The sequence below is a fragment of the Pseudomonas sp. FW305-E2 genome, from assembly GCF_058782925.1.
In genome coordinates, this window is record NZ_JBYSYE010000057.1 from 1 (window position 1) to 23,951 (window position 23,951).

Sequence of the window (23,951 nt, forward strand, 5' to 3'; positions counted from 1 at the left end):
GCTTGAGCCTCAGCGCACAGCGTTACGGTTTGGTTGTCTGCTGACATGATTCGCCTCTTGCACAAGATCTTTTCGTTAGGGCTTGGCCTCTGAAGGGGAGATGTTAGCTAGAGGCAAGGGTGTCGCGGGCGACTGCGAATCTGAAGGAAGCCCTAGGCAAAATGCTGGGCTCAAGAACAGGAAGCGGATAGAGGCGGCGCAGCGGGGGGATAAGGCCAACATCGTCAAAGCTCGATACTTGCACAGAACGCTGCGACGTAAATCCGACAGGCATAAGCAGGAATGTCGCGCGAATTACCTTGGGCGATCTGCACGCTGCCACTGTGCTACCGAGCGTCGAGAGGCGACGGGATGAGCGTGCAGAGTCAGCCGAGGCCGTAGTAAGTGGCGGCTAACTACACTACCAAGGGCCGAACAGGATATGCCGTCAGTAGGCGCCACTGTCTCATTGGTAGCTGGAATGCAGAAATCAACTCTTAATCCGCTTTACATGGGGATTGCGCCAGATCTTCGTGGTGCCAGACATGGCAGGGCGGCTCCAACTAATCTGCAAGCAGTATGCCTAAAAAATTGAAAAGCAGTAACGATGTTCCGGCAAGGAAAATAAAAGCGCCAAGATATAATCGAAAAGTCTTAAGCATGATAATGAGCTTTCCAGAGCTCTGGCTAAGACGACTAGCCTTAGCCAGAAAGGCTTAAAAAATGTTTAGTGGATAACTCACGTGGATCCGTGTCTGAACGGTGTCGGGTGTCACACCGTTTAAGTCTCCATTTGCGGTATAAAACGCCTGGCGGAGTCTTAAGGCTAGATCCTTGGCCGGTCCAGTCTGAACCACATAACCGAACTCGACGTCAATCTCTTGTTCTTTTCCGTCAGATCCGTAATTAAGGTATTGATATTCGCTGTTCAAGCTCATATTCCGTCCATCGGATCCCCAACCTTTCAGGTAGCGAGCCAAAAACGTCAGGCCGGGTAAGCCTGAGGCTCTGAAATTATAGTCATAGCGCACTTGTAGGGATTGCTCACCGGGACCATTGAAATCGGAGACTTGCACGGCGTTCATTAAATAGATGGAATCCCCAAAGCTTCCCTCGTTGCCTACCCCGATGTAGTCAAACGGTGTGTCCCCACCTACCTTTTGATAGGCGAGCATTAGCTTGTGACCAATATAGCTATAACTAACCGCTAATGAGAACGCTTTGGTATCGATTTCGCCAGCTTTGGCAGATCCAGAGTCCATGGTGCGGTAGCCATTAAAGTTCAGCGTCAGAGCTTGTTTCGTGTCGATTGTATATACATGCTGAGCGCTGAAATAGTATTGGTTCCAGATATTTTCTAAGTTTGCTCCGTACAATGAAAATGAAACGGTTGGAAAGGGTGAATAGTTTCCGCCAAGATAGTCAATATGCGACGCGCTGACACCCGCATAGGCGGCGCCTAGCTCGCCTCCAGAAGTTGTCCCTCTCGGTCCGTTGCCAGATGTAAAGTGGCCTGCATCCAGAGTTAAATCTTTGATGTCTTTGCTAAAAAGGCTAAAGCCAGTAGCTGTTTGCGGAGTAATGCGTGAGCCAGCAACCGCGAACACAGGAGCCGATGTCTGCTGAGTTCCATATTTCAGCGTTGTATTGTAGACCCTCGCCTTGAGGGAACCACCCCCTTGACTCCAGGTGGTATTATCGTTGTTGGGGACATTACCTGCGCCACTGAAACGCTTATCCAGTTTTAAGCCGGAGTAGAGGAAAGCGTCAATACCCAAACCAACCGTACCCGTGGTAAAGCCAGATGTGTAGCTAATCTGTGCTGCTTGCGACCAATCCCGCCCGTCAGCTCCACCATTTTTTCCATCATGGTTATAGTAATAATTCTTCAAATTTAGTGTAAGAGAGCTATCCTGAAGAAAACCATCGGGCTGTTCTGCAAGTATATTTCCGGCGTACGAAATCAACCCAAAAGCAAGAAGCGGAGTAAGTGATTCGGAGGACAGGCGCATGATAAATTCCCGACGAGGATGGGGGTTTGTAAACTAGTTTTTCCAAACTGACCCAAGTGCGATGGGGTCTTCAGTGGCAAATGGATTACCTTCTACCCCTTTGTGCATAACTAGTGTCCGATCTATGAATGCAGGGATTATCACACCTGAATTATTTGCGGCCTCGGCCAAGAGATTTTTGTAGGCAATGGCCTGCTTTTGCTCGTCTCTTTCCGCCAGTGCATCATTGATGGCCGACCGCATTGCCCCATTGCCGTCGAATTTTGATCCGTTGAAAGGGGCACCTTTGACATAGGCAGCGTCCAATGTGTCATGCGCATGACGGCGAAGCATAAAATCGATATAGGCTGGGCGCTTACCCCATACTTGATCCCAGTACGTTTCCTTAGGCCATTGATTGATTTTTACCTTGATACCCGCTGCCTTGAGGGATTCTCCAAATACGATCGCCAGGTTTACAAAGCCGGTGGTCGTGTCGGAAGTGAAAATTTCAAACTCTAACCCGTCGGGGTAACCAGCCTCGGAGAGCAGTGCCTTGGCTTTAGCTATGTCATAGCTTGGGAGCGTGGCGGCCGATGGGAATAGCTTGTCGAAATTAGGGACAGGAACGTCGGGGCTTACTGATCCGAACCCTCCATATACGACATCTAGGAGCAGGTTACGATCCAATGCGTATTTGATGGCTTGTCGAACTCGGATGTCGTCAAAAGGTTTAACCGTTTCATCTAGAAAAATTCCATACCAAAGGTTGGATGGCATACGAGCCAACGTGACAGTTGAGTCATTGGCGAGCTTCTTTAGGATGACCGGCTCGATGCCATCTACAATATCCACCGCTCCGGATTTAACCGCTTGCACACGTGTATTCTGATCAAGAATGGCAACACATTGGATGGCATCAAGGGAAGCGTATCCCACCTGCCAATGCTTCTCCCAGCGGGATGTCTCCCACGCTTGTCCCGGGGTAAACGATTTGACTTTGAAAGGCCCGGTGCCCACAGCGCTAGCGACCGATGCAAGAGGTGTCGTGTTGTTTTTGACGACTGCGCAATAGGGCCTAGTCAGCGCGAGTGGAAGGAGGGTGTCCACCCGTTTTGTGTGGATCGTGAGTGTAAGGCTATCTTTTACTTGAATGCCGTCAGCATCAAAGCTTGCGATAAGTCTGCCGCGAGAAGGCGAGCCGATTTTCTCGTCCAGAATACGAGAAAGCGACCACTTCACATCGTCTGCGGTGAAAGCGCTCCCATCGTGAAATAGCACATCTGGACGAAGCTTGAATGTCCAACTGAGCCCGTCTTCGGACAGATTCCAAGACTCGGCCAACCCGGGGGCGACGGCGAGGTTTGGGTCGCGAACGACCAATGTCTCGAAAATAAGCTGGGTGATCAGGGTCGAACTACCGTTCGTAGCCGTAGCCGGATCTAGCTTCTCGCTACTTCTACCATCCGCGGCTCCATAGCGGAGTATCCCGCCCTTTACCTTGGACAGAAGGCCTTCAGCAAAGCTGAGGCTCGGCAACGCAAAAACCGAGCTTAATAGCGCCGCATCGCGGAGAAAGCGTCGACGCCCAACCCCTAACGTTAAATAATCTCTAGACAATTTACGTATCCTTGATCTGATGTTGACGGGCAGGGATTAAGTAAGGGCGTTAATGTTTAAACTCTATGGTGCTAATGCCGGTCGGCTTATTGTTGAATAGCTAATATACCAATGGGGGAGTCTATGTGCTTCGTGATTCTCCGAAGCAAGCATCGGTTGCAGCCGATGGTAATTTTTCAAATTGCATGGTTACCTAGTGGAATCCGGAGCACATAACATCTCCGCCTGATCTAGAAATGGTAACCGAATGGCACGAGTATCGCTTTTAAGCCCAGATGATCTCCCAGATGCTGACAGGCAACTAATATGGCGCCGGGGAAACCTTTACCGAGCATTAGCAAATTCGCCAGAGTTTGCTGCAACCTTCGCTACCTATGGTTTCTGGTTAAATACACGCTCTTCGCTGTCGAAGCGGATTCAGGAGCTTGTAATTCTGAAGGTGGCGTCAATCCATGGTTCTCGGTTCGAATGGTCGGCCCACGTCGGAATTTCCTTAAGTAACAAGATACTTTCTGAAATTGAAGTTAAGGCAATTTCAGAAGGCGCGGAACAGTCAGTAGAGAGCATTAGTAGAATTGAGCAGGTTCTACTTGCCATTGTGGATAAAAAACTAAATTCTAAGATCGTAGATGATGCAGATGTCCAGTACGTCATCAGGGATAGAGGTCAGAAGTTTTTTGTTGAATTTGCCGGTCTTGTTGGCATGTATACCGGTCTGGCGCACTTGATTGACCTTTTAGCCATTGATGTTGCTTTTGATGAGCTAGATTGGGATCAAAGATTTCCACTTTCTAATTATTCCGATAAATGCCAGCAGCAACTCGAGGGTGAGTAAGATGGGTGAATTAAAAGATGCGATGGATATTGCAAATAGAGTGCTTCCTGGTGGTAGTTTCAACTCTGTTGCCTTCGGTGCTGCAAGCAACGTCATCGTCAAAAGTGGCCTAGGTTGCAAAGTCACCGACATTTCTGGCCGAGAATATTTCGACTGTATAAACGGCTCGGGCCCTATGTTGCTTGGCCACGCTCATCCTGAGGTTGTTGAGGCTGTCCGTAAAGCGGCTGAATGCCCATCAAATTTCTATGTTCTAAACGACAAGGGCATTGAACTTGCAGAGAAACTGGTCGAGGCGATTCCTTGCGCTGAGCAAATCAAATATGGCGTCTCCGGATCCGATGCTACCTTTTTTGCGATGCGGATTGCACGAGCAGTCACCGGCCGAAGCAAAATATTGAAGTTTGAGGGTGGGTTTTTGGGTGTTAATGATTATGCCCTAATGGGAATGGGCCCTTCCCCTGACATCGAGCCTCATTATCCTCAGGCTGTACCAGACAGTGCAGGCATTCCTGCGAGCTTAGAGTCGGAAGTATTTGTAGTTCCTTTCAATAACATAGCAATTGTTCGCGAAGTCATTCAGCGCAATGGCAACGAAATAGCTGCTGTGATTATTGAGGCCCAGCATCGCTGCATTGATCCGGCTCCTGGATTTTTAGAATCTCTTCGCGATATCACAAAAAGAGCCGGCATTCTTCTGATCTTTGATGAAGTAGTCACTGGTTTCCGCCTTGCCTATGGTGGAGCTCAGCAGCGTTATGGCGTGGTACCGGATCTCGCGACATACGGGAAAGTCGTGGGCGGCGGAATGCCTCTTTCGGCAGTTGCTGGAAGTGCTGAGCTCCTTTCGCGCTGTGACCCTCATAAGGCGAGTAATCCGGATTACTGCTACATCAGCAGCACAATGAGCGGGCACGCACTTCCGGCTTCAGCAGGCATCGCCACGCTGAACGTACTCTCACGGGATGGTGTGTACGAACGCCTATACGAGATTGGGGACCGTTTTAGGGCTGGTGTCCGAGATGTTTTTCGACACAGAGGAATGGATGTCCAATTGCCTGGCAGTGGCCCCCTTACTACAGTCGTAATATCCAAGGATGAGGTTACTGACTACCGTACAAGTGTAAAAGGCGACATCAATCTACAAAAAAGATTGATGGCGCGGATGGTAGAGAATGGCGTGCTAACACATGGTAAGTTCTATCTGTCATTAGCGTTCTCAAATGCTGATATTGATCATGTTGTTCATATAATGGATGAGTCACTTGGGCAAGTGCTCGCTCGTAAGTAGAACAAAGAGACTCACAGTCATGTCTGAATATCCACCGAGTGATGTAGTTGTCTCGATGCTATTCCGTGAGTACGGGATGGAAGCAAATATCTATAAGTTAACGGGAGAATCGGACGTTAACTACCGGGTCAGCTGCAGCGATGGAAACGATTATTTGTTGAAAATGAGTCGCCGCAGTCGAGACAATCATCTGGATGCCGCTTTCCAAACAGACACGCTGAGATGGCTAGGTAGTCATGATTTAGGATTTTCTACTCCTGAGGTTATACCCTCGGTGAGTGGGGCTGATGTGGTCGAGGGTAAAACGAGGGAGGATGAAGGTTTCATATTTCGTCTTTATAGTTATCTCCCCGGCATTTTGTTGGCTGATGCTCTCTGCTATGAGGATTTAAGACCTAAGATAGGGCGTATGGTCGCAAGGCTACATGATGCCACCGAGAATTTTTATCACTGCCGTGCATCCCGGTACGTAAAATGGGATATCAAGAACTCTCACGCATTGGCAGACTACTTGAACGTTATCGAGGATCAGAACTTACGGGGCCTAATTGCCAGTATGGTCGATGGATACGTGAAAAATGTAATGCCACTTATTAATGAGCTGCCCAAGCAAATCATCCATGGAGACTTACATCCTGGAAACATACTGATAGATCCAGTAAAAAAGAACATCAAGGGAGTGATTGACTTTGGTGATATTGTGTTGTCGTCGCGATCTGGTGACTTAGCGATTGCCTGTACTGGGCAGCTAGACTACAAAGACGATGCGTTGAAGGGCGTTCTCGAGGTGCTTGATGGTTATCGCCCTGAAAAACCTCTTACTGAGGTGGAGGCTAACGCACTGCCGTATCAAATAGGCGCCCGATTTGCTGCCGGGATATTGTTTCTTGCTTCACACAAGAAGAAGTTTCCGGAGAGTGCTCACTTTCCTGAGATTTCTCCCGAGCAAGCTTATTCCAGAGTGGCCCAATGGCAAAAACTTGTCCTAGGTAAATCAAGCCTGCGTGATCACTGCGTCGCTGGGAGATAGAGATGTCTTTTGTAAATGCCCAGACCTCCTTCGAGACACTACTTCAACGTAGGGAAAGAGCTTTTGCGTCAACATATACGTCATTTTATGCAGAGCCTTTAGAAATCGTCCGAGCTGATGATGTCTGGATGTATGATTCGACAGGCAAAGCTTACCTGGACTTCTATAACAATGTACCGGTCGTAGGGCATTGCAATCCAACCGTTGCGACCCGTGTCTTTAATCAGCTCACTCAAGTTAATACACACACTCGTTACCTGACTCGAAATATTATAGAACTATCGGAGCGCCTGTTGTCCAAGGTGCCAGCCCCCCTAGACCGCATTATCTTCACCTGTACAGGAAGCGAGTCTAATGATTTGGCGTACAGAATCGCCAAGTCAGTGACTGATAATGAAGGATTCATAGTTACCAGCAATGCGTATCACGGTGGAACAGCGGCCCTTGTGGAGTTATCGCCTTCGCTATGTGGCATAGAAGGGGTGGGGTCGAATACGTTTTTAGCATCCGGTATAGGTGAGATGCCCGGTAAGTTCATCGAGTCAGTCCGAGCAGCGCTTGTGTCTATGGAGGGACGCGGAATTAAGCCGGCTGCAATTTTTTTGGATAGCGCGTTCTCGAGTGATGGTATCCATACACATCTGGGTTCAGAATTAAAAATTGCTACAGAGCTGGTACGCGCGGCAGGGGGACTGGTTGTTGCGGACGAAGTGCAATCTGGTTTTCATCGGTTTGGTACCACCATGTGGGGCTTTCAGCATCACGGCTTTGAACCTGATCTTATAACTCTGGGTAAGCCCATGGGGAATGGATACCCAATAGCTGCCGTCATTGGGAACTCTGAAATATTCGATGCTTTCTGTAAAAAATCTCTCTACTTTAATACTTTCGCAGGTGGGAATGTTGCGGCAGAAGCCGCACTGGCGGTGTTGGACATTATTGAGCGTGACGAATTAGCCAAAAACTCATCCGCTGTAGGTGAAGAGTTGCGTAACGGCTTGATTCAGCTTAAAAATCGCTTCGCGTTGATTAAGGAAGTAAGGGGGGAAGGGTTGTTTTTCGGTGTTGAGTTGCAAGAATTTGGCGCTCATCAAGCCTCACAAAATATTGGTGTCCTTGTAGTTGAGGATCTCAAAGTTCGCGGTATATTGGTCAGTGCAACCGGCGTTAGTAACAATGTTTTAAAAATCCGTCCACCGCTCACCATCAAGAGTTCGCATGTCTCTTATTTTTTAGAGAGGTTAGAGGAAAGCTTGACTAATCATTGCCGGGAGAAAGTCGAATGATGAAGAATAGGAAGGTTGCAATTGTAACAGGTGCCGGAAACCCTAAAGGAATAGGCTTCGCTATCTCCCGAGCCTTGAGCGAGTCAGGAATGATTGTGGTCGTCTGCTCTACATCCGAGCGGATCGAGGACAGAAAAAACGAATTGATTGAGTTTGGCGGCATAGTGGATTCATGGGTAGGCGACTTGAGCTCTGCCGCTGGTGGTGCCGCACTTGTAGCCTATGTAATCGCGAAATATGGACGTATCGATGCCCTTGTCAACAACGCAGGAATGGCTCAGACCGGTGTTAACACAGATTGGTCTCCTGTAGATAAGTTAACTCTAGACGCTTGGCATAAGACGTTTTCGTGCTCACTAGACACATGCTTTAACGTTACTACAGCTACTGTGCCTCATATGGTCGCCGCTGGATATGGGCGTATTGTTAATATCTCTTCAGTCTCTGGGACTGTAGCTGTATTCGAGGGTGGCGCGAGCTATTGTGCAGCTAAAGCAGCCGTGGCTGGCTATACCAAGGCACTTGCTTTGGAGTTGGCGAGATTTGGCATTACAGCGAACGCTGTCGCTCCTGGGTGGATCGACAACGGCTACGAGCAAATAATCGTTGATAATGGCAGGCATACGCCTGTAGGAAGAGCGGGGTATCCATCTGAGGTGGCTTCTCTCGTTCACTACCTGGCGTCGCCGTGTTCCAGTTACATTACGGGTCAGTTAATCGTCGTTGATGGTGGAAACACTATTCAAGAATGTAAATTGAGGTGATTAAAACTATGAATATCGAATCTTTGAAAGAAAATCTAGAACCTGGCCGGCTGTGGTCTGATCTTATGACGTTGGGCGCTATTGGTGTTACGCCAAGGGGCGGAAGCTCGAGAGTTGCGCTGTCCGATGCTGATCGAGATGCTCGAAACCTATTTGTTTATTGGGCCAAAGAAGCCGGGATGACCATCAAGGTTGATCGCATTGGAAATATTTTCGCACGGAGAGAAGGGCAAGAGCCGGAGCTTCCACCGGTCATGGTCGGAAGCCATCTCGACACCCAGACTCCGGGCGGAAAGTTTGACGGCATTCTTGGGGTGTTGGCCGGACTGGAAGTTGTCCGGGCTATGAATCGATCCAAACTTTCATTCCGACGCTCTGTAGAGGTCGCAGTATGGACGAACGAGGAAGGTGTTCGCTTTCCTGGCCTGATGGGATCGTCCGTGTTCGCAAAACTAAAGAGTGTTGATCAGGCTCTGTCTGATGTAGATAAGAACGGAATTTCCGTCGCTACGGAGCTTAAGCGGATCGGTTATGCTGGTAAAGAGCCGGTAGGCGGTAGGGCTCTGGACAGTTACATCGAGCTCCACATTGAACAAGGGGCTTTACTTGAAAAGGCCAATGTAACAATTGGAGCAGTGACTAATAGTTCTTGGTGGGCTATTGGGAACTTGACCGTGCATGGTTCTAACGGACATGCACAGACCGCGCCGATGTCTCATCGTAAGAATGCATTATACGGAGCTGCTCAGCTCATTTCCCAAATCGAGCAAGTCGGACTTAATCATGAACCTCATGGAATGGTGAGCGTTACTGAAATTGAGTGCCTTCCTAATAACATGATCAACTTACCGCACTATTGCAACCTCAAATACTTGATCGTACACGACACCGAGGCAGGGCGTTCGCAGATCATTAAACAGATCACAGACATCATCGCGACAGTTAAACAAGAAACAGGCCTGCTAGTCGACGATGATTCTGAGTTGAGTCTCGATCGTCTCGATTTTTCTCCTGAACTATTGGAGCTGACAGAGAGCGCTGCAGAGAGTATGGGCTACAAGTCCATGCGTCTGTCGACGCTCACTGGCCATGATGCTTTGCAAATGCATCACGTGTGTCCCACAGCCATAATTTTTGTACCATGTGAGGGCGGCCTGTCTCATTGCGAAGAAGAATGGTGTTCAGAAGAGCATGTGACCGCTGGAGCCCAGGTTCTCCTGGCTGCGGTTGCAAGCCGTGCTGGCACAGTCTGAGTCAGCGTATGACCAGTCTTAACAGAGCAGATGTCAGTGATGCCCGCGGGAGTTTTGTAGCCTTGAAAGGTCATTTTATGAAACTGGTCGCTCGCTTGCTTGGAAGGCTACTTTCAAACATCGCTACCCTGGTGATACTCAGTGCAATTTCCTTTGCTCTTTTGAACTTTAAAGGACCTCAGGAGATTGCGATGTCGTCTTTGGGGCGGGAAGCTTCTGCTGACCAAATTGAAGCGTTCGTGAAAGATCACCACCTGGGAGACCCCACGGCTTTGCGTTTTTTAAGTTGGTCTTTAGGCGTGATTAATGGTGACTTTGGTACGACTATCGTGACGGGGCAGCCGGTTATCGACATTATTGCGCCTAGGGTTACCCGCAGTATCATACTGGCAACAGTCGGTGCCCTCATTGGAATTGCGAGTGGAGTACTTATAGGTACCTTGCTAGCGAGACGATTCGGCAGCCCAACTGACTTGCGATTGACCAGTGCGCTGTTACTGCTTGCGTCTGTACCTGAGTTCTTGGTGGCTCTGATGATCTACTCAGTATTTTCGGTATGGCTAGAGTGGATCCCGGCGCAGTCCTCGTTCGCGTTTGCATTTGGAAATTCCTCCGATAGAGCAGTGGCCTACATCCTTCCGGCGTTGAGTATCGCTCTGATAATACTGCCTCACATATCTCGTGTTACAAGAGCGACTATGTCGGAAGCATTCAAGTCACAATATGTTATGTCTGCAAAGTTGCGGGGTCTACCTGAGCATAAAGTTGTGTGGCAGCATGCACTTATCAATTGTGCTACACCAATTATGGGTGCCGTTGGTTTAAGTCTTGTTTACGCATTTTCAGGTGCGGTAGCTATTGAGTATCTTTTCAATTTCCCTGGGGTTGGAGCGTTACTTGTCGAGTCAATTGGGAGTGGCGAACTATTCACGACAATGTCACTGCTCCTCGTTTTCGGAGTGCTTGTTGCTTTCACGAATATTGCTGTGGATGTGGGAACTTATTTCTTGAATCCGCGAGTTAGGTTTTCTAAATGAGCAAAGACTATTCAACTTTTGAGGAGTTAGCATGGCCGGCCTGATGACATCCCTCATGAGCTCTGGACAGGGGCGTTACGGCCTGATCCTAGTATCATCGGTTTTGGCTCTCATTATATTCGGTCCCTACTTTGCTCCGTTTGATCCGACTGCAGTGAATTTGGCTCCTGCAAGGGCTCCTATGAGTACGGTTCATTGGCTAGGAACTGATGGACTCGGCCGTGATGTACTTAGCAGGCTGTTGTGTGGAGGACAGAGTATCGTGGTATTGCCTCTGGTGTCGGTATCCATCGGATATGTTCTGGCTGGCAGCTTGACTGTTTATGCCTCCTATAAGGGAGGGGCTATCGACTCCTTGGTCACGAGAATATTTGAAATTTTGATGGCCTTTCCTACGTTGCTCAAAACACTTTTATTTGTTGCTGCTTTCGGTGCGCACACTTGGGTCTTGATTACTTCGTTGGTCATTTCGACCATGCCTGGTGCCAATCGTGTGGTTCGCGCAGTTGTGTTAGACGAGATATCTAGAGATTACGTCTGGGCTGCCAAAACACGGGGAGAATCGCTGACATACATAATATTCTCAGAGATTATTCCGAACATCCTCGGGCCTATTGCCGCCGATTACTCACTGCGGATCACCTGGGCAATTATTGCGCTGTCCACGTTGAGCTTTTTGGGGTTGGGGGTGCAGCCACCTACTCCCGACTGGGGACTCATGATCCAGGAAGCTCGTGCCTCACTTCAGGATAATCCTTGGGCAGCGTTGGTTCCTGCGCTGGCTATTGGAGCTCTTTCGTTGGGCTTTAGTTTTCTCGCGGACGCGATTTCAGCTCACTGGGACAGCCCGGCTAAAAGGTGATGAGTATGAGTATTCAAGCGATTACGAAGATTGTAGCGCCAACTGAAAGAGACGTTGTGCTCAAAATAGAAGGATTGGGCGTCCGCTATCCGGAGATGGAGGAGGGAACCTATACTGTTCGTGGTGTTGATCTTGAACTTGTCAAAGGTACTATTCATGGGCTCATGGGCGAGTCCGGATGCGGTAAGTCTACAGCTGCTCTTGCATCCATTGCGTTTCGGCGATCACACGAAATAATCACTGGCAAGGCCTTGTTCGAGGGAAAGGACCTTTTCGCTTACACTGACACTGAACTACTTTCCCTTTGGGGTGGTAAAGTTGCGTATGTTGCGCAGAGTGCTTTTCAGGCTCTCAACCCCAGCCTAACCATCGGGCGTCAAATTGATCAGGTACTACGAACACATACTCAGCTTAATCGCAGTGAGATTACTGCTCGTATCTTGAGTCTTCTTTCGGATATGGGCGTACCTCTGCCAGAGCAAGCCATCAAGCGTTATCCGTTTCAGTTTAGTGGGGGGCAGCTTCAGCGAGTTGCGCTTGCGTTGGCTTTGGCGTGTAGGCCGCAGGTGTTAATCCTCGATGAGCCTACGACTGGCTTGGATGTAACTACGCAGGAGGTAATCTCAGCACTTCTGAAAAAAATCGCCCAAGATGATGGTATCTCCATTTTATACATTAGCCATGACTTAGCTCTTCTGAAGTCCATTGCTAACTACATTTCTGTTATGTATGCGGGCCAAATAGTTGAGTCGGGTGTCGCCCATAAAGTTCTAGAGACGCCGAAACATCCGTATACCAGATTGCTGGTGGGCATCACGCCGAAATTCAGCGACTCAAGGTTGATACCTGGTATCCCTGGAGCCCCACCTCCCCATTCTGTTTTAGATAGCTGTGCCTTCGCTCCCCGTTGCGAGCATGCTCGGCCTACCTGTGAAGCCGGTGCTATTCCGCTGGTAGCTAAAGACAATTGTAATATCAGATGTATACGCGTCAATGATATTCCATCGACTCCCCCGGAGGGTTCGAGCTTGGCTCGCCCGATTACCTCGAGCGATGAGCCGTTGCTCATTGTCGATCAGCTGGAGCTGCGGTACCCGGGAGCAACATTTCTCTCCATAGATAAGCTGTCGTTCAAGCTGATGCGTGGAGAGAGAGTCGCCATTGTTGGAGAAAGCGGAAGCGGGAAGTCATCGGTGCTTCGTGTTATTGCTGGTATCTCCGCGGCCTCTGATGGCTACCTTTCCTTTGATAATCGACGCCTCGGATTGGTAACCAATAGATCAAAACAGCTCTGTAGTTCCATACAGTTGATTTTTCAAAATGCAGACTCTTCACTGAACCCAAAGCATACGGTTAGGAAGCTAATGCGACGATCTTTGACGCTGTTCAGGCCTGAGGTAAAACAGTCCAGCTATGACAGATGCATCTTGAGCATGCTCAGTCTCATTGGACTACCCGAGCGCGTTCTAGACGTATCACCATCCGCTCTATCAGGCGGTCAGCGACAGCGAGTTGCGATTGGCCGCTGTTTTCTAGCCGAGCCGCAACTCGTTCTCTGTGATGAGATCACGTCGGCGCTAGATGTTTCAGTGCAAGCGAGTGTTATGACATTGTTGGCTGAACTCACCGCTGCTAACGGTGCGTCAGTCATCTTTGTGAGTCACGATCTTCCTGTCGTTCGTGCTTTCGCAGATCGTGTGATCGTCATGCGCAAGGGGAAAGTAGTAGAAATCGGAACTTCGGACGAGATCTTCCATCGCCCGCAACATCCATATACTCAATCATTGATAGCAGCGGTCCCTGATTTCTGATTTCTGATTGTTAGTTTTATAATTCTCTAAAAGCAGGTGAATATATGAGTGATATTAAGTGCATCCCGTCCTCGTTGACTTTTTTGGGTGTGAAAGCAGTAGATGACCTCGATACAATTGATGCCGATGTGGTTGTGATGGGTATTCCTTGCGCCACACCTTACCTGTTCGTTGAACAATACGGCTTTTCCAACTTGGCTGGCCCCCTAGCACTGAGGCGAGCTACCGTACAATGGGCGAAAATGCATGATCGTATTGACTGGGATGTTGGCACTCCGATGCTCGATAACCAGCAGGATCGCGTCATTGATATCGGTGATCTCCCGGTGAGCTTCTACGAGGCTGAAAAGAACCGCGAGGTAATCAAGGCGACTGTTGAGAAGGTCATAGCTCAAGGGGCAGTAGCCATCGGTCTGGGCGGTGAGGACTCGGTGCCCACCGCAATGCTAATGGGGCTGAGCCAGTTCGATGAAGTCACCGTCCTTCAGATCGATGCTCACATGGATTGGCGTGAAGAAAACGGCGGCGAGCGCTGGGGACTGTCTAGCGGTATGCGCCGCGCATCTGAGTTCCCATACGTTAAGAACATTGTTCAGGTAGGAACTCGCGGGCCGAGCTCTGCCGGGCCTCAGGAGATTGAGGACGCTCGCAAATGGGGCGCTAAGATTTTCACCGGAGAAATGGTTCACGACGATGGCATCCAGCCTATTTTGGACGCTATCCCAGAAGGTGCGAACGTTCATGTGAATTTCGACCTCGATGGCCTGGATCCTTCCGTGATGCCTTCCGTCTGGGTTCCTACGCCTGGCGGACTAACCTACTGGCAGGCAATGAAACTATTCCGAGGAGTGGCAGAAAAGGCCAACATCGTCAGCTTCGCGGTTGTAGAGTATGTTGAAGAGCGTGACCCATCAGGTATTGCAGCCAACGCTGCCGCACGACTGACGGCCACCGTTATTGGTGACATCCTGCGCAACAAGCGTAGAAAATAAGATCGCAGCACCATCAGCAGGCGATTTTCTAAGCCCTTGCACCTCTATCGTGCAGGGGCTTCGTCATTTCTGGCTCATAGATCGCAACCCATAGTGTGGCTTGAATTTTGCTTAGCAATTGTGTCTAAAAATAGTTCTAGTAGGTGGTATGCGATGGCTAGGCTCGCTCAATTGCATGAAGTAGATCTAAAACTTCTCCGATATTTTTGCACCATTGTCGAAGAGAACAGTTTTACTGCAGCGCAGGCTAAGCTCAATATTTCTCAGTCTAGCCTCAGTGAGTACCTCAAGTCACTTGAAGTTCGACTTGGACTTACCTTGTGTCAACGTGGGCCCAAAGGGTTTGTTCTCTTTGAAGAGGGGCGCCAAGTTTATCAGGCCGCACAAGTTCTATTTGAAAGCATAGATCATTTTAAAAATAAGGTTCTTGACATTGGGGAGACTGTATCAGGAGAGCTAAATATCATAATTCAGGACGGAATAATCAATAATCCGCGCTCCAAAATTCCTCTGGCCATACAAAACTTTACATCTAGGTTCCCGCTAGTCAAACTCAAAGTTGAGCTGATGCTCGGTAATCAGATCATCACCAAGCTCAGTGAGGGTTTTCTAGGAGTGGGGATTGGATTGCCCAATCATCGTGTAGATAATCTTAGTTACACTGAGTTGTTTGATGAGGTGTTGAATTTATACTGTGCTAAGGGCCATCCTGCATTTGAGCTGGCAGGTAGGGATTTTGACGAGCAGCTCATAGCCAAGTACCCATACTGTAGTCGAGGTAATTTGGAAGTAATACGGACAGGTCGCGGCGAAAAAGTAATCGACGTGGGGCTTGGCGGAGACGCACAATTGGCTCTTATTTTGAGTGGTCGAGACCTTGGATACCTTTCCGAGCACACTGCTAATCCATATGTGGCCATGGGGCATATGAAACGCATCGACACCGTTAATTCCCGACAAGTCGTCCAAGCTGCCGCAGCCGTGAACTCAAACCATCTAGATCATCGAGTTCTCCGAGAATTCGTGAAGTCGCTCACCGAAGTACATTCCACTGATGCCGCGAACGGCGACTCACCGGCGGTCATCTCAAAAATATCGTATCCGATACATGAACCCCACCTTTCACCAGGTGGGGCTTCGAGTTACCCTGGTATCTGCGGCGAGCAATTCCACTGCGGCAGTGCCTCATAGTCCTCTACTGACGAGGTATGCGTAAACCGCTCAATCACGTGGCGTAGTCACGTATAGGGCTCTTGGCCGTTGACCTTCGCAGTCTTGACCAGGCTGTAGATCTGCGCACTGGCCGCAGCACCCTTGGGGTTTAGTTGAGTTGCGCCACTTGTCGATCAGGCGACCCAGCAGTTTGATCTGTTCTCCCAGGTCGACGACGTAGCCCTTGTCGACCTTGCGGTCAGCCAGCAACTGCGCAAGCAGTTGCTTGAGCAAGGCAGGGTCATCAGTAATGTCATGGGGCACTGGAGCCATGGCCAGGATAATAGCGGGTCAAGCGACGAAGCGGAGCGTCAGAATCTGATGCGGGCGGTTGCGCCACAGGTCGAAACCAAAGAATAACCAGTTCAGTTCCTGAACGGCCGGACGGTGGACTCGTCGGTTGCGTCTGGCGACGTTTGAACCGTTGAGATTCAAGCCGCTTTAGCCAAAAGCAGAGGCTTATGCGCACCCAGTCACACACCTTGATACGGTTACCGGTTTTGTTGATACAGAGAAGAAGCACGGAATCGAACACAGCGACTTTGATATCCAGTTCGCCTAGGGCGGTGTGGAAAAGACACCTTCAATCACACCTTTAGCCCCGTGGTGGAGAGGCGGAGACCCCGAGCTAGCCCTCTGAAAACTGCCTGAACGGCGGTTGTTTTGAAAACTTGTCAGGCTTTACTGGCAGCAATGCTGCTCTTACCGGGGTATTGAGTCCCAGAATCTGAAATTCATTCTCTCTTCCATGCCCTGAATACCCTGCGCGACTTTAACCAAAGTCTCATGCGACAGGTTGGCAGCTCGTGCTTGGGCCTGCACCGTTGCCAGGAGATCTTTACGCTCTTTATCCCGAGAACGGTTTAGCTTGAGGCCGGCAATCATGGCGCGTGCCTGCATGGCGATCATATCCTTATATTCCCGAATGAAGGGGATGAAGGAACGGACGCTATCGGTTATGTCTTGACACACTTCGCCCTTGTCAGCCAGACGGTCAAAGTGGCACGGATTTACCAAGGCCCCCTTGGAAATTTTGATGGATCGCACCTTGCTGTCCCGATAGATCTTGCTTACCAGTTCCGAGCAGTAAGAAAATTTGGTGCTAGCACCATTGGTAGGCCTGATGCTAAGGGCTGCTGAAGATAGTATGCACCTCGTATGAGCATTCGATCCCGATGCTCCTCGGTGACCACGTTGAAACGAATGATCCGCCAGTTATCCTCTACACCATTCAGCACCTCAGCGATGGTGTGATGGTTAACTCCGACACCTAGGTTGGCATCGATGCAGACGAGGTTCGCAGGCACCATCGCAACATGGCTGGCCCGCGCTTTCGCATAAAATGGGATCTGAGCCGCCACCAAGGCTTTGGATTTAAACTTCTTACCCGCTACCAAGATGATGTCGCCAGTGTGAAGAATCTGACTGAGCTCGACAATCTTGGTGGAATATTCCTTTTCTTCGCCTCTGGCCATCGACCGGTACATAGGGAACCCCTCACTTTGGACGACTGGTTCAAGTACCAAAAGGGTGAGCCTCTGTTCGTAGAAATTAGGGGGCGAGTCGATGTGGGAAGCAACACCTCTAAGCCTGGCGCGCCTCCGGTAGGCACCTGGATCTGTAGAAGTCTGCAGATTGACCCAGCGATCAAAAATGAAAGCATTTGCTTAGTTGATGGTGGCTGGCTCCCGTTAATCTATTGCTTGGCTGGCACGAATATTTTCGTAGACAAGAATGTTGTCGCCGAAATCAAGGCAAGGTTTGATGGGGGTACGATCAAGCCAGGTGTAGCGTCGGAGAAGGACTTTCTCGATCTTCTGGTTCAGCAGCCTTGCAGCAGCTCGCTCAATCCCCTCCCTTATGGACTTGAGGGCAATATCCAAGGCCTCCCCGATGTAGATCTCGTACATGAACAGCTTCGGATTGCCCTAGCTGATCTTGCGGGAGCCATCCCTGATGTGAAAGTGTGGCCGAAATCTTGTGATCGAGCGCAAACCCAAGCCACTCTTGACAGCTATCGCCCTTACTTTTCTGAGGGCATGGAATTCCTTCAAAAGGTCGGGCCATCCCTGATGGCGACCACAGGACGATCAAAGCGCCGTGCTGCCTGGCAAATGCTCATTCAGGCTGCGAGGAAAACTGGTATCTCACCTCAGCACATGAGCGTAGTTATGGCGCTTAGCGCGCTTACAGCTTCACAGAACTTTAACTCTGCGAAGAAAGTACTGAAGCTGGCGATCGTCTACGGGGCGGAGCAGGCCTACAACGCCATGTGGGATATTTTCCTGCTGTTTTTGCTGAGGCAGTTCCAGCTCCACAGTCCTGTACATCGTTCTACGCTGCTCACGCGGGACAAAAACCTTGCGATGCTTTGGATGGGAATGAAAATCCAAAAAGTGAGCACCGATCTCGGTGGGGGCTTCCAGGCTGTATTTGACGAGCGTTTGCTGAAGTGTGATGCCGAAGAGCTGGCGTATCTGCAGACGTTGCTCGGCTCGAATAAAATCCATCTCGAACACCCGTTGAGCTGATCAGTCAAGATATCGATACGTTTTTTTGACATGCGCAGGACCTGAGTCCGGGGACAATATGTGTCGCCTCGGGCTCGGTTTGAGGCGTAACAAATCGTGAGAAGCGCCCAGCTATTGGCGTCAATTTTTCTTTTTTGACATATACACAAACCGTAACTGCTTAGTGCGTTGAAGTATGGCTAATTGGCATCAGGCGATTTAGTATCCCTGCGTAGCTACAACCCACCCAGCGGCATTTCAGGTGATTGAGTCACTCACGCTGGCCACACATCACCTAGACGTGTGGACGCATCATCGATTCCGCTTCACGCAGTGATCAGGGCGGTGAGGCGCTCCAAGCGCTTTCCAAATAGAGCGAAACGGACTTCAAAGCATGTGGCATGACAACGAAACAACCGTCGACTACCTAAACTTTGGCGTGGTTGCCGATGCCTGCGCAAGCCTCCTCCGGCAGAGTCACGGCGAGCCGATCTCGATAGGTGTTTCAGGTGGGTGGGGAGCGGGCAAATCATCCCTGGTTAAGATGATTGCAGCCAGGCTTGAAGCCGGGGGTAGCCAGCAGCCTGAATCCGCTGGTGCCCAGCAGCCCTCTGCGGAGTGCCGGTATGTCGTGATTACGTTCAACCCATGGTTGTATCAGGACTTCGAAAGTGCACGTAGTGCCCTACTGCAAATCGTAGGCGACCAGGTGCTCGAGCTCGCCAAGGGCAACGCACCACTACAGAAGAAAGCTCTAGAGCTCTTGAAGCGCATCAACTTTTTACGCCTCGTTCAAATCGGTGGTGAAGCCGCGATTACGTTGACGACCGGTGTACCCGTTGGTGTGGTCGGGAAGGCGATCGGAAGGGCGGCGAACCTCTGGGACGCCTTCACTGCAGAGGGCGATGCCCCCCAGGCGGCAGATACAGTGGACAACGAGAAGGATGATGAGAAAGATGAAGAGGGATCGCTGAATTTGAAGGCCGGCGGCCTGTTGAACCCAGCAAAACCTCTTTCCCTGCCGAACGAAATTCATGCTTTCCGGCTTGCCCTTGAAAAATTGCTGGAAGAGCTCGGTATCACCCTCGTGGTGTTCGTGGATGACCTGGATCGGTGTCTGCCGGAGACCGCCATTTCAACCCTCGAGTCCATCCGGTTACTGCTTTTCCTCAAGCGCACTGCCTTCGTGATTGCTGCGGATAATGACTTCATCCATGGTGCGGTGAAGAAGCATTTCGAAGGCACGGGGATCAAGAGCAACATCGCTACCAACTATTTCGACAAGCTGATTCAGGTGCCTCTTCATGTGCCCCGCATCGGGGTGAACGAGGCCAAGGCCTACCTGGTGCTGCTCTTGCTCGAAAAGGAAGCCAGAGGCGGCGGCTTCCCTCAGGAAAGATTCGACCGTGCGAAGGTGGAAATCCCTCAGCGTCTGGCGAGAAGCTGGCTTGGGGAAACCATATCGTCCGCATTCCTGCGGGAACTCGTAGGCTCGGATGGTCGACTTCAAGAGCTCATGGATCTGGCGCAGGGGTTGGCCACGCTCATGTTCCAGTCGACCAGCATCAGCGCAAATCCGCGACTGATGAAGCGCTTTTTGAACACGGTGTACCTGCGTGAGTCGTTAGCGTTACCTCAAGGTATCACCCTAGATATCCCGGCCTTGGCCAAGTGGCACTTGCTGGAGCGTTACAAGGAGGAGCTGGCTGATACGTTGTCGTCGATGGTTAGTTCTGAGAACGATGGCAAGGTGCAGGAGCTCCTGCAGGCTGAGGAGGTCGCCCGGGCTGGAGGCACCCAATCCAAGCTATTTGGCGACGACCCGTTTGTCCTCGAATGGTTGCAGCTGGCACCGCCCCTGGGTGCTGCCGACCTGCGCCCGTTACTCCACCTCAGCAGAGATACAGCGACCCGCGATTTTGGCGACGACAACATGACTCCCGCCGCTCGTGAGCTTCGAGATGCATTGAAGGTGGCTACGGGCGCGAATGAGCACTTAACCAGAGCTATTAGCGCCGTCGACAGCGAGCAGACCGAGCTTGCGATGGTTAAGGCGTGGCAAGGGAATGCTTCGTCGCGGACATGGAAGGCCGCTGCCGAAATGGTCATTTTGATTGAGCCATGCAAAGTGCATCCTTCGCTTGGAAAGCGCGCAGCCGGGCTACTGAGCCTTGCCCCTGTTGAGACGCTCGGGCCTGGACTCATTCCTACGCTTGCTTCTCAGCCTTGGGCAAAGGACGTTTTGAGATCTTGGGCGGAAGAAGCGGGTATTCGTGAGATTACTAAGCGGGCCATCGAATCGGCGTTAAGGAGTGAGGCCTGATGGGTACCTCGACATCAAGCAGTGGTGGTAAAGCAGGTTCTCCATTTGACCCTGAGTGGCTAGACCAAGGCGATTCAGCTGGGGATGGAGGCCCGGGAGACCGGGCAGGGGATGGCGCTCCAGATGACGATGGTGGACAACCACAGGATGCGCCTGACGATGGCCAGAGCCCTGCGCAGGAGCATGACCTAGCCCCTGACCGCAGGTTCATGCCGGCTCGCTCCAAAATGGGTAAGTACCTTTCTGGTGGTGGTCGTGACGCGCTGCGTGGCGCCGCCAGTAGCATGATCAACAAAGGTATGGGCGGTTCACGGCGCGCGACCAGCACGATGCGCGGGGTTGCCCAGGGCGCAGGACGTCTTGGATCGTTTCTGGAAGCAGTGCGAGCCGGTACCGACCCTCAAGTCGTGGACTGGATTCAATGGATTCGAGGCCTCAACCTTTCCGCCAATGATCTTGCGCTGGAAGTTATCAAAAAGGTCATGCCCGATACGGGTAGCGTTGACGACGAGTCTCTTAGAAACGCGGCAACTGACGCACTTGGTCAGTTGTACGAGCAAGACCCCAATGTAGATATTCTCCAGCTGAGTGATCAGCAGATCACTTCCGTCATTGGTTTCACTATCGCCAATGAGGTTTGCAACCGCATGGACCTCCAGTTGGGCCAAACCTACGAGAAGCTCAAGTATTCACCGGTTGAGATCCAGGAATTTCGCAATGACATCAAAGAATGGGTTCATGGAGAGGTACAGCGAATCATGGAAGGTCTTGTAGGGCGCAGAGTCGATCCTCAAACGCTCGCCCAAGCGGTGCTTCAAACCGCGCTGGAGGTATTTGCAGAATGATCAAGGTCATTTGCACCAGCGTCGACCGCCTTCCAGCCCAACTCGGGGAAAGTGAGCGGGCCTTTACCTATTTCAAAAGTGCGAGGCGTGAGGGTGTTGGCACTATCGCGAAGAGCTGGCACGGCTCCCTGAAACGAAAGGGTTTCCGCCCAAGTCCAGAGACCTGGGATTTCGTGCAGTTCTGTCTGGCTGTATGCGCGACTGATCTCTGCGCGCTGAGGAGCACAAGCTCTGATGGCTGGACGAGGACGATTGAGCTGAATGTAGGGTTATTTGACCCGATGCGCTGGGAGCCCTGGAAGACTGAGCTTGAGCAATTGCTGAAGGTTCTGACAGGTGATTACTGGACGCTGATTTTTACCGACGCAGGCCTGCCTCCTCCCCAGGGTCGCTTTACCGCCAAGGATCAAGATTGTGTCTCCTTGCTGTCAGGTGGCCTCGACAGCCTCATTGGCGGCTTGAATCTTGTTGCTCAAGGGCGACGTCCACTTTTCGTTTCCCAACTTGCTCATGAGGATTCCCAGCGTCAGCGTGATTACGCACACCTCCTGGGCGGTGCCGGCGCTCACTATCAGTGGAGCCACGGGATCAGTTTCAAAGGCCCTCGGGAGCCTTCGACCCGGGGGCGGTCGTTGGCATTTTATGCTTTCGCAGTTCTGGCTGCTTCCCGGCTGGGTGCTCCTCGACCTACAGTGTTCATCCCGGAGAACGGCTTTATCTGTGTTAACCCGCCGTTGGTACCGGGCCGAGTGTCGAGCCTGAGTACCCGTACGACGCATCCGCTCTTCATTAGTAAGCTGCAGCGCGTCTTGGACGGTGTCGGAGTTTCTGTTCAGCTGGAATTGCCCTATCGGTACAAGACAAAAGGGCAGATGATGAACGAATGCTTGGATCAGCCGCGGCTACTTCGGCTGGCCTCTGATACCACCAGTTGTGGTCGGTTCCGTACCTATAATCGAACACATTGTGGAAGGTGTGTCCCCTGCATGATTCGGCGCGCCGCCTTTACTGCTTGGACAGGTGGGGCAGACCAAACCGACTACGTTTACCCGAACTTGAAGACCAGTGAGAAGTCCAGCGGGCCTGACGACCCTATGGCTGTAGCGTTGGCAGTGCTCACGGCAAGAGAGAAGGGAATCGATAGGTTCCTAGGGGCATCACTGGCGTTTGCTTCCGTTCCTGAACGACCTCACTATCGCGCGGTACTTAGCAACGGCATTCAGGAACTGGAGGCCCTTCTGACCGGAGACGGACTGCTTTGATGGATTTCCATTGCCATCTCGACCTTTACCCCAACGCGCGTGATGTATGCGCGCAGGCGGTGAAAAAAAACGAGTTTACCTGGTTGGTCACCACCAGCCCCCGGGCTTTCACGGCTACCAATCGAATCCTGGGTGGGCATGGGAACCTTTTGATCACGCCTGGGTTGCATCCAGAGTTGGTGCATGACCGGCATGGCGAGCTCAAGAGTCTGCTCGAGCAGATCAAGCATGCACGCGCCGTCGGAGAGGTTGGCTTGGACGGTTCGAAGCGTTTCCAGAAAAGCTACGACATTCAACGAAAGGTGTTCACTGCCGTCGTCTCCCAATGCGCGAACATGGGCGGGCGGGTGTTGAGCATTCATTCGCGCCAGGCTGTGAGAGATGTGTTGTCCATCCTTGATGGTCATCCAGGTTTCGGAACAGCCGTGCTTCACTGGTTTACCGGAACTGGCTCAGAGCTCAGGACAGCCTCCGATATGGGATGCTGGTTCAGCATTGGGCCGGCGGCCTTCAACTCCGCATCTGGGAAAGCATTGGCCAAGAAGTTGCCTCGTGATCGTGTAGTGCCTGAAAGCGATGGGCCATTTGCCCAGGTGAATGGTGAAACCGTTATGCCTTGGAGCTCAGGACAAACGGCTGTGTTGCTTGCAGAGGCCTGGGAGCTATCAGTGGATGAGGTAACTCTCAGTCTTGAGATCAACTCCCGTCGGCTCATCGGACTGATCCGTGCTGCTGGTTAACCTTCCTGGTGGCCTCGCGATGTTAGCAGGTGAGGCATTCCATCTCTGAGGCCATGTCATGCCCCGCACGTCAGCTAACCTAACAGCGCTGCGAGAATGCTTCTCCCAGATCATGGGTGATCAGAAGGACAACTTCAGGAGCATAGTGGGCCTGCCCCGTGACAACAGACGCCAAGAAGCGATACTTACATCGCTATCTTGGAGGTTGTCATGTACCCAACCACTCGCCGTAATTACACCGATGAGTTCAAGATTCAGGCCGTTGCGCTGGCTGAAACGCTTGGCAGGACGGAAGCTGCTCGCCAGCT

General features: G+C 51.1%; 20 protein-coding genes and 1 pseudogene. 16 read left to right on the top strand and 5 right to left on the bottom strand.

The features are described 5' to 3' along the window. Nucleotides 1-695: 695 nt before the first annotated feature. Both AC3WLP_RS25435 and AC3WLP_RS25440 read right to left on the bottom strand, forming a co-directional pair. Nucleotides 696-1,991: an OprD family outer membrane porin gene (locus AC3WLP_RS25435; protein ID WP_088513791.1), complete on the bottom strand. Its 1,296-nt coding sequence runs from the start codon at nt 1,989-1,991 to the stop codon at nt 696-698. 33 nt (nt 1,992-2,024) lie between these two features. Then, complete coding sequence (locus AC3WLP_RS25440) at nt 2,025-3,590, bottom strand: ABC transporter substrate-binding protein (RefSeq protein ID WP_158249205.1); 1,566 nt, start codon at nt 3,588-3,590, stop codon at nt 2,025-2,027. A gap of 247 nt (nt 3,591-3,837) precedes the next feature. Here AC3WLP_RS25440 and AC3WLP_RS25445 point away from each other — a divergent pair, with 247 nt between their 5' ends. The 11 genes from AC3WLP_RS25445 to AC3WLP_RS25495 all read left to right on the top strand — a co-directional run bounded on the left by AC3WLP_RS25445 (nt 3,838) and on the right by AC3WLP_RS25495 (nt 15,942). Beyond that, a complete protein-coding gene (locus tag AC3WLP_RS25445) occupies nt 3,838-4,425 on the top strand; it encodes a carboxymuconolactone decarboxylase family protein (RefSeq protein WP_088513789.1) in 588 nt (195 codons plus the stop codon). Between the two features lies 1 nt (nt 4,426). Next, nucleotides 4,427-5,716: an aspartate aminotransferase family protein gene (locus tag AC3WLP_RS25450; RefSeq protein WP_207238250.1), complete on the top strand. Its 1,290-nt coding sequence runs from the start codon at nt 4,427-4,429 to the stop codon at nt 5,714-5,716. A gap of 19 nt (nt 5,717-5,735) precedes the next feature. After that, nucleotides 5,736-6,746: a phosphotransferase enzyme family protein gene (locus tag AC3WLP_RS25455; protein WP_158249206.1), complete on the top strand. Its 1,011-nt coding sequence runs from the start codon at nt 5,736-5,738 to the stop codon at nt 6,744-6,746. Nucleotides 6,747-6,748: 2 nt separating this feature from the next. Then, nucleotides 6,749-8,032 (top strand): aspartate aminotransferase family protein, encoded by a 1,284-nt coding sequence (locus AC3WLP_RS25460; RefSeq protein ID WP_088513787.1) that lies wholly within the window; start codon nt 6,749-6,751, stop codon nt 8,030-8,032. Beyond that, a complete protein-coding gene (locus AC3WLP_RS25465; RefSeq protein ID WP_088513786.1) occupies nt 8,029-8,796 on the top strand; it encodes an SDR family NAD(P)-dependent oxidoreductase in 768 nt (255 codons plus the stop codon). Before AC3WLP_RS25460 ends, AC3WLP_RS25465 begins: the two co-directional genes overlap by 4 nt. An 8-nt stretch (nt 8,797-8,804) precedes the next feature. After that, the gene (locus AC3WLP_RS25470) at nt 8,805-10,049 is read left to right on the top strand and encodes a M20 family metallo-hydrolase (RefSeq protein WP_143516750.1); all 1,245 of its coding nucleotides are present in this window, start codon (nt 8,805-8,807) and stop codon (nt 10,047-10,049) included. A gap of 8 nt (nt 10,050-10,057) precedes the next feature. Continuing rightward, on the top strand, nt 10,058-11,086 hold the full coding sequence (locus tag AC3WLP_RS25475) for an ABC transporter permease (protein WP_158249207.1): 1,029 nt from the start codon (nt 10,058-10,060) through the stop codon (nt 11,084-11,086). Nucleotides 11,087-11,117: 31 nt separating this feature from the next. Continuing rightward, complete coding sequence (locus tag AC3WLP_RS25480; RefSeq protein WP_088513783.1) at nt 11,118-11,948, top strand: ABC transporter permease; 831 nt, start codon at nt 11,118-11,120, stop codon at nt 11,946-11,948. Nucleotides 11,949-11,953: 5 nt separating this feature from the next. Next, nucleotides 11,954-13,759 carry a dipeptide ABC transporter ATP-binding protein gene (locus tag AC3WLP_RS25485; protein ID WP_158249208.1) on the top strand — a complete coding sequence of 602 codons (1,806 nt, stop codon included), beginning with the start codon at nt 11,954-11,956 and terminating at the stop codon, nt 13,757-13,759. A gap of 44 nt (nt 13,760-13,803) precedes the next feature. After that, nucleotides 13,804-14,751, top strand: coding sequence for an arginase family protein (locus AC3WLP_RS25490; protein ID WP_207238251.1), 948 nt, complete (start codon nt 13,804-13,806; stop codon nt 14,749-14,751). A gap of 153 nt (nt 14,752-14,904) precedes the next feature. Continuing rightward, nucleotides 14,905-15,942 carry a LysR family transcriptional regulator gene (locus tag AC3WLP_RS25495; protein WP_088513781.1) on the top strand — a complete coding sequence of 346 codons (1,038 nt, stop codon included), beginning with the start codon at nt 14,905-14,907 and terminating at the stop codon, nt 15,940-15,942. On the opposite strand, the pseudogene AC3WLP_RS25500 reads toward AC3WLP_RS25495, so the two are convergent. From AC3WLP_RS25500 to AC3WLP_RS25510, 3 genes and pseudogenes are all read right to left on the bottom strand, one after another. Then, nucleotides 15,894-16,070, bottom strand: a pseudogene (locus tag AC3WLP_RS25500) (transposase domain-containing protein); the annotation flags it as partial. The gene AC3WLP_RS25495 and the pseudogene AC3WLP_RS25500 overlap by 49 nt on opposite strands. A gap of 595 nt (nt 16,071-16,665) precedes the next feature. Further along, the gene (locus AC3WLP_RS25505; RefSeq protein ID WP_088513780.1) at nt 16,666-17,010 is read right to left on the bottom strand and encodes a hypothetical protein; all 345 of its coding nucleotides are present in this window, start codon (nt 17,008-17,010) and stop codon (nt 16,666-16,668) included. 23 nt (nt 17,011-17,033) lie between these two features. Next, nucleotides 17,034-17,450 (bottom strand): hypothetical protein, encoded by a 417-nt coding sequence (locus AC3WLP_RS25510; RefSeq protein WP_088513779.1) that lies wholly within the window; start codon nt 17,448-17,450, stop codon nt 17,034-17,036. Nucleotides 17,451-17,465: 15 nt separating this feature from the next. Here AC3WLP_RS25510 and AC3WLP_RS25515 point away from each other — a divergent pair, with 15 nt between their 5' ends. The 5 genes from AC3WLP_RS25515 (at nt 17,466) to qatD (ending at nt 23,643) form a co-directional block, all read left to right on the top strand. Further along, nucleotides 17,466-18,494, top strand: a complete 1,029-nt coding sequence (locus AC3WLP_RS25515; RefSeq protein WP_143516748.1) for a hypothetical protein — start codon at nt 17,466-17,468, stop codon at nt 18,492-18,494. A 373-nt stretch (nt 18,495-18,867) separates the two neighbouring features. Next, nucleotides 18,868-20,796 carry a KAP family P-loop NTPase fold protein gene (locus AC3WLP_RS25520; protein ID WP_088513776.1) on the top strand — a complete coding sequence of 643 codons (1,929 nt, stop codon included), beginning with the start codon at nt 18,868-18,870 and terminating at the stop codon, nt 20,794-20,796. A gap of 227 nt (nt 20,797-21,023) precedes the next feature. After that, on the top strand, nt 21,024-21,641 hold the full coding sequence (locus tag AC3WLP_RS25525; protein ID WP_207238252.1) for a Qat anti-phage system associated protein QatB: 618 nt from the start codon (nt 21,024-21,026) through the stop codon (nt 21,639-21,641). Then, nucleotides 21,638-22,903, top strand: coding sequence for a Qat anti-phage system QueC-like protein QatC (qatC, locus tag AC3WLP_RS25530; RefSeq protein WP_088513774.1), 1,266 nt, complete (start codon nt 21,638-21,640; stop codon nt 22,901-22,903). The genes AC3WLP_RS25525 and qatC overlap by 4 nt, the downstream gene beginning before the upstream one ends. Then, the gene (gene qatD, locus AC3WLP_RS25535) at nt 22,903-23,643 is read left to right on the top strand and encodes a Qat anti-phage system TatD family nuclease QatD (protein ID WP_088513773.1); all 741 of its coding nucleotides are present in this window, start codon (nt 22,903-22,905) and stop codon (nt 23,641-23,643) included. The genes qatC and qatD overlap by 1 nt, the downstream gene beginning before the upstream one ends. The last annotated feature ends 308 nt before the right edge of the window (nt 23,644-23,951 follow it).

Coding starts and splice junctions, on each gene's coding strand:
- AC3WLP_RS25435 (WP_088513791.1), bottom strand. CDS start 1,991: ATGCGCCTGTCCTCCGAATCACTTACTCCGCTTCTTGCTTTTGGGTTG.
- AC3WLP_RS25445 (WP_088513789.1), top strand. CDS start 3,838: ATGGCACGAGTATCGCTTTTAAGCCCAGATGATCTCCCAGATGCTGAC.
- AC3WLP_RS25450 (WP_207238250.1), top strand. CDS start 4,427: ATGGGTGAATTAAAAGATGCGATGGATATTGCAAATAGAGTGCTTCCT.
- AC3WLP_RS25455 (WP_158249206.1), top strand. CDS start 5,736: ATGTCTGAATATCCACCGAGTGATGTAGTTGTCTCGATGCTATTCCGT.
- AC3WLP_RS25460 (WP_088513787.1), top strand. CDS start 6,749: ATGTCTTTTGTAAATGCCCAGACCTCCTTCGAGACACTACTTCAACGT.
- AC3WLP_RS25465 (WP_088513786.1), top strand. CDS start 8,029: ATGATGAAGAATAGGAAGGTTGCAATTGTAACAGGTGCCGGAAACCCT.
- AC3WLP_RS25470 (WP_143516750.1), top strand. CDS start 8,805: ATGAATATCGAATCTTTGAAAGAAAATCTAGAACCTGGCCGGCTGTGG.
- AC3WLP_RS25475 (WP_158249207.1), top strand. CDS start 10,058: ATGACCAGTCTTAACAGAGCAGATGTCAGTGATGCCCGCGGGAGTTTT.
- AC3WLP_RS25480 (WP_088513783.1), top strand. CDS start 11,118: ATGGCCGGCCTGATGACATCCCTCATGAGCTCTGGACAGGGGCGTTAC.
- AC3WLP_RS25485 (WP_158249208.1), top strand. CDS start 11,954: ATGAGTATTCAAGCGATTACGAAGATTGTAGCGCCAACTGAAAGAGAC.
- AC3WLP_RS25490 (WP_207238251.1), top strand. CDS start 13,804: ATGAGTGATATTAAGTGCATCCCGTCCTCGTTGACTTTTTTGGGTGTG.
- AC3WLP_RS25495 (WP_088513781.1), top strand. CDS start 14,905: ATGGCTAGGCTCGCTCAATTGCATGAAGTAGATCTAAAACTTCTCCGA.
- AC3WLP_RS25510 (WP_088513779.1), bottom strand. CDS start 17,450: ATGTACCGGTCGATGGCCAGAGGCGAAGAAAAGGAATATTCCACCAAG.
- AC3WLP_RS25520 (WP_088513776.1), top strand. CDS start 18,868: ATGTGGCATGACAACGAAACAACCGTCGACTACCTAAACTTTGGCGTG.
- AC3WLP_RS25525 (WP_207238252.1), top strand. CDS start 21,024: ATGGGTAAGTACCTTTCTGGTGGTGGTCGTGACGCGCTGCGTGGCGCC.
- qatC (WP_088513774.1), top strand. CDS start 21,638: ATGATCAAGGTCATTTGCACCAGCGTCGACCGCCTTCCAGCCCAACTC.
- qatD (WP_088513773.1), top strand. CDS start 22,903: ATGGATTTCCATTGCCATCTCGACCTTTACCCCAACGCGCGTGATGTA.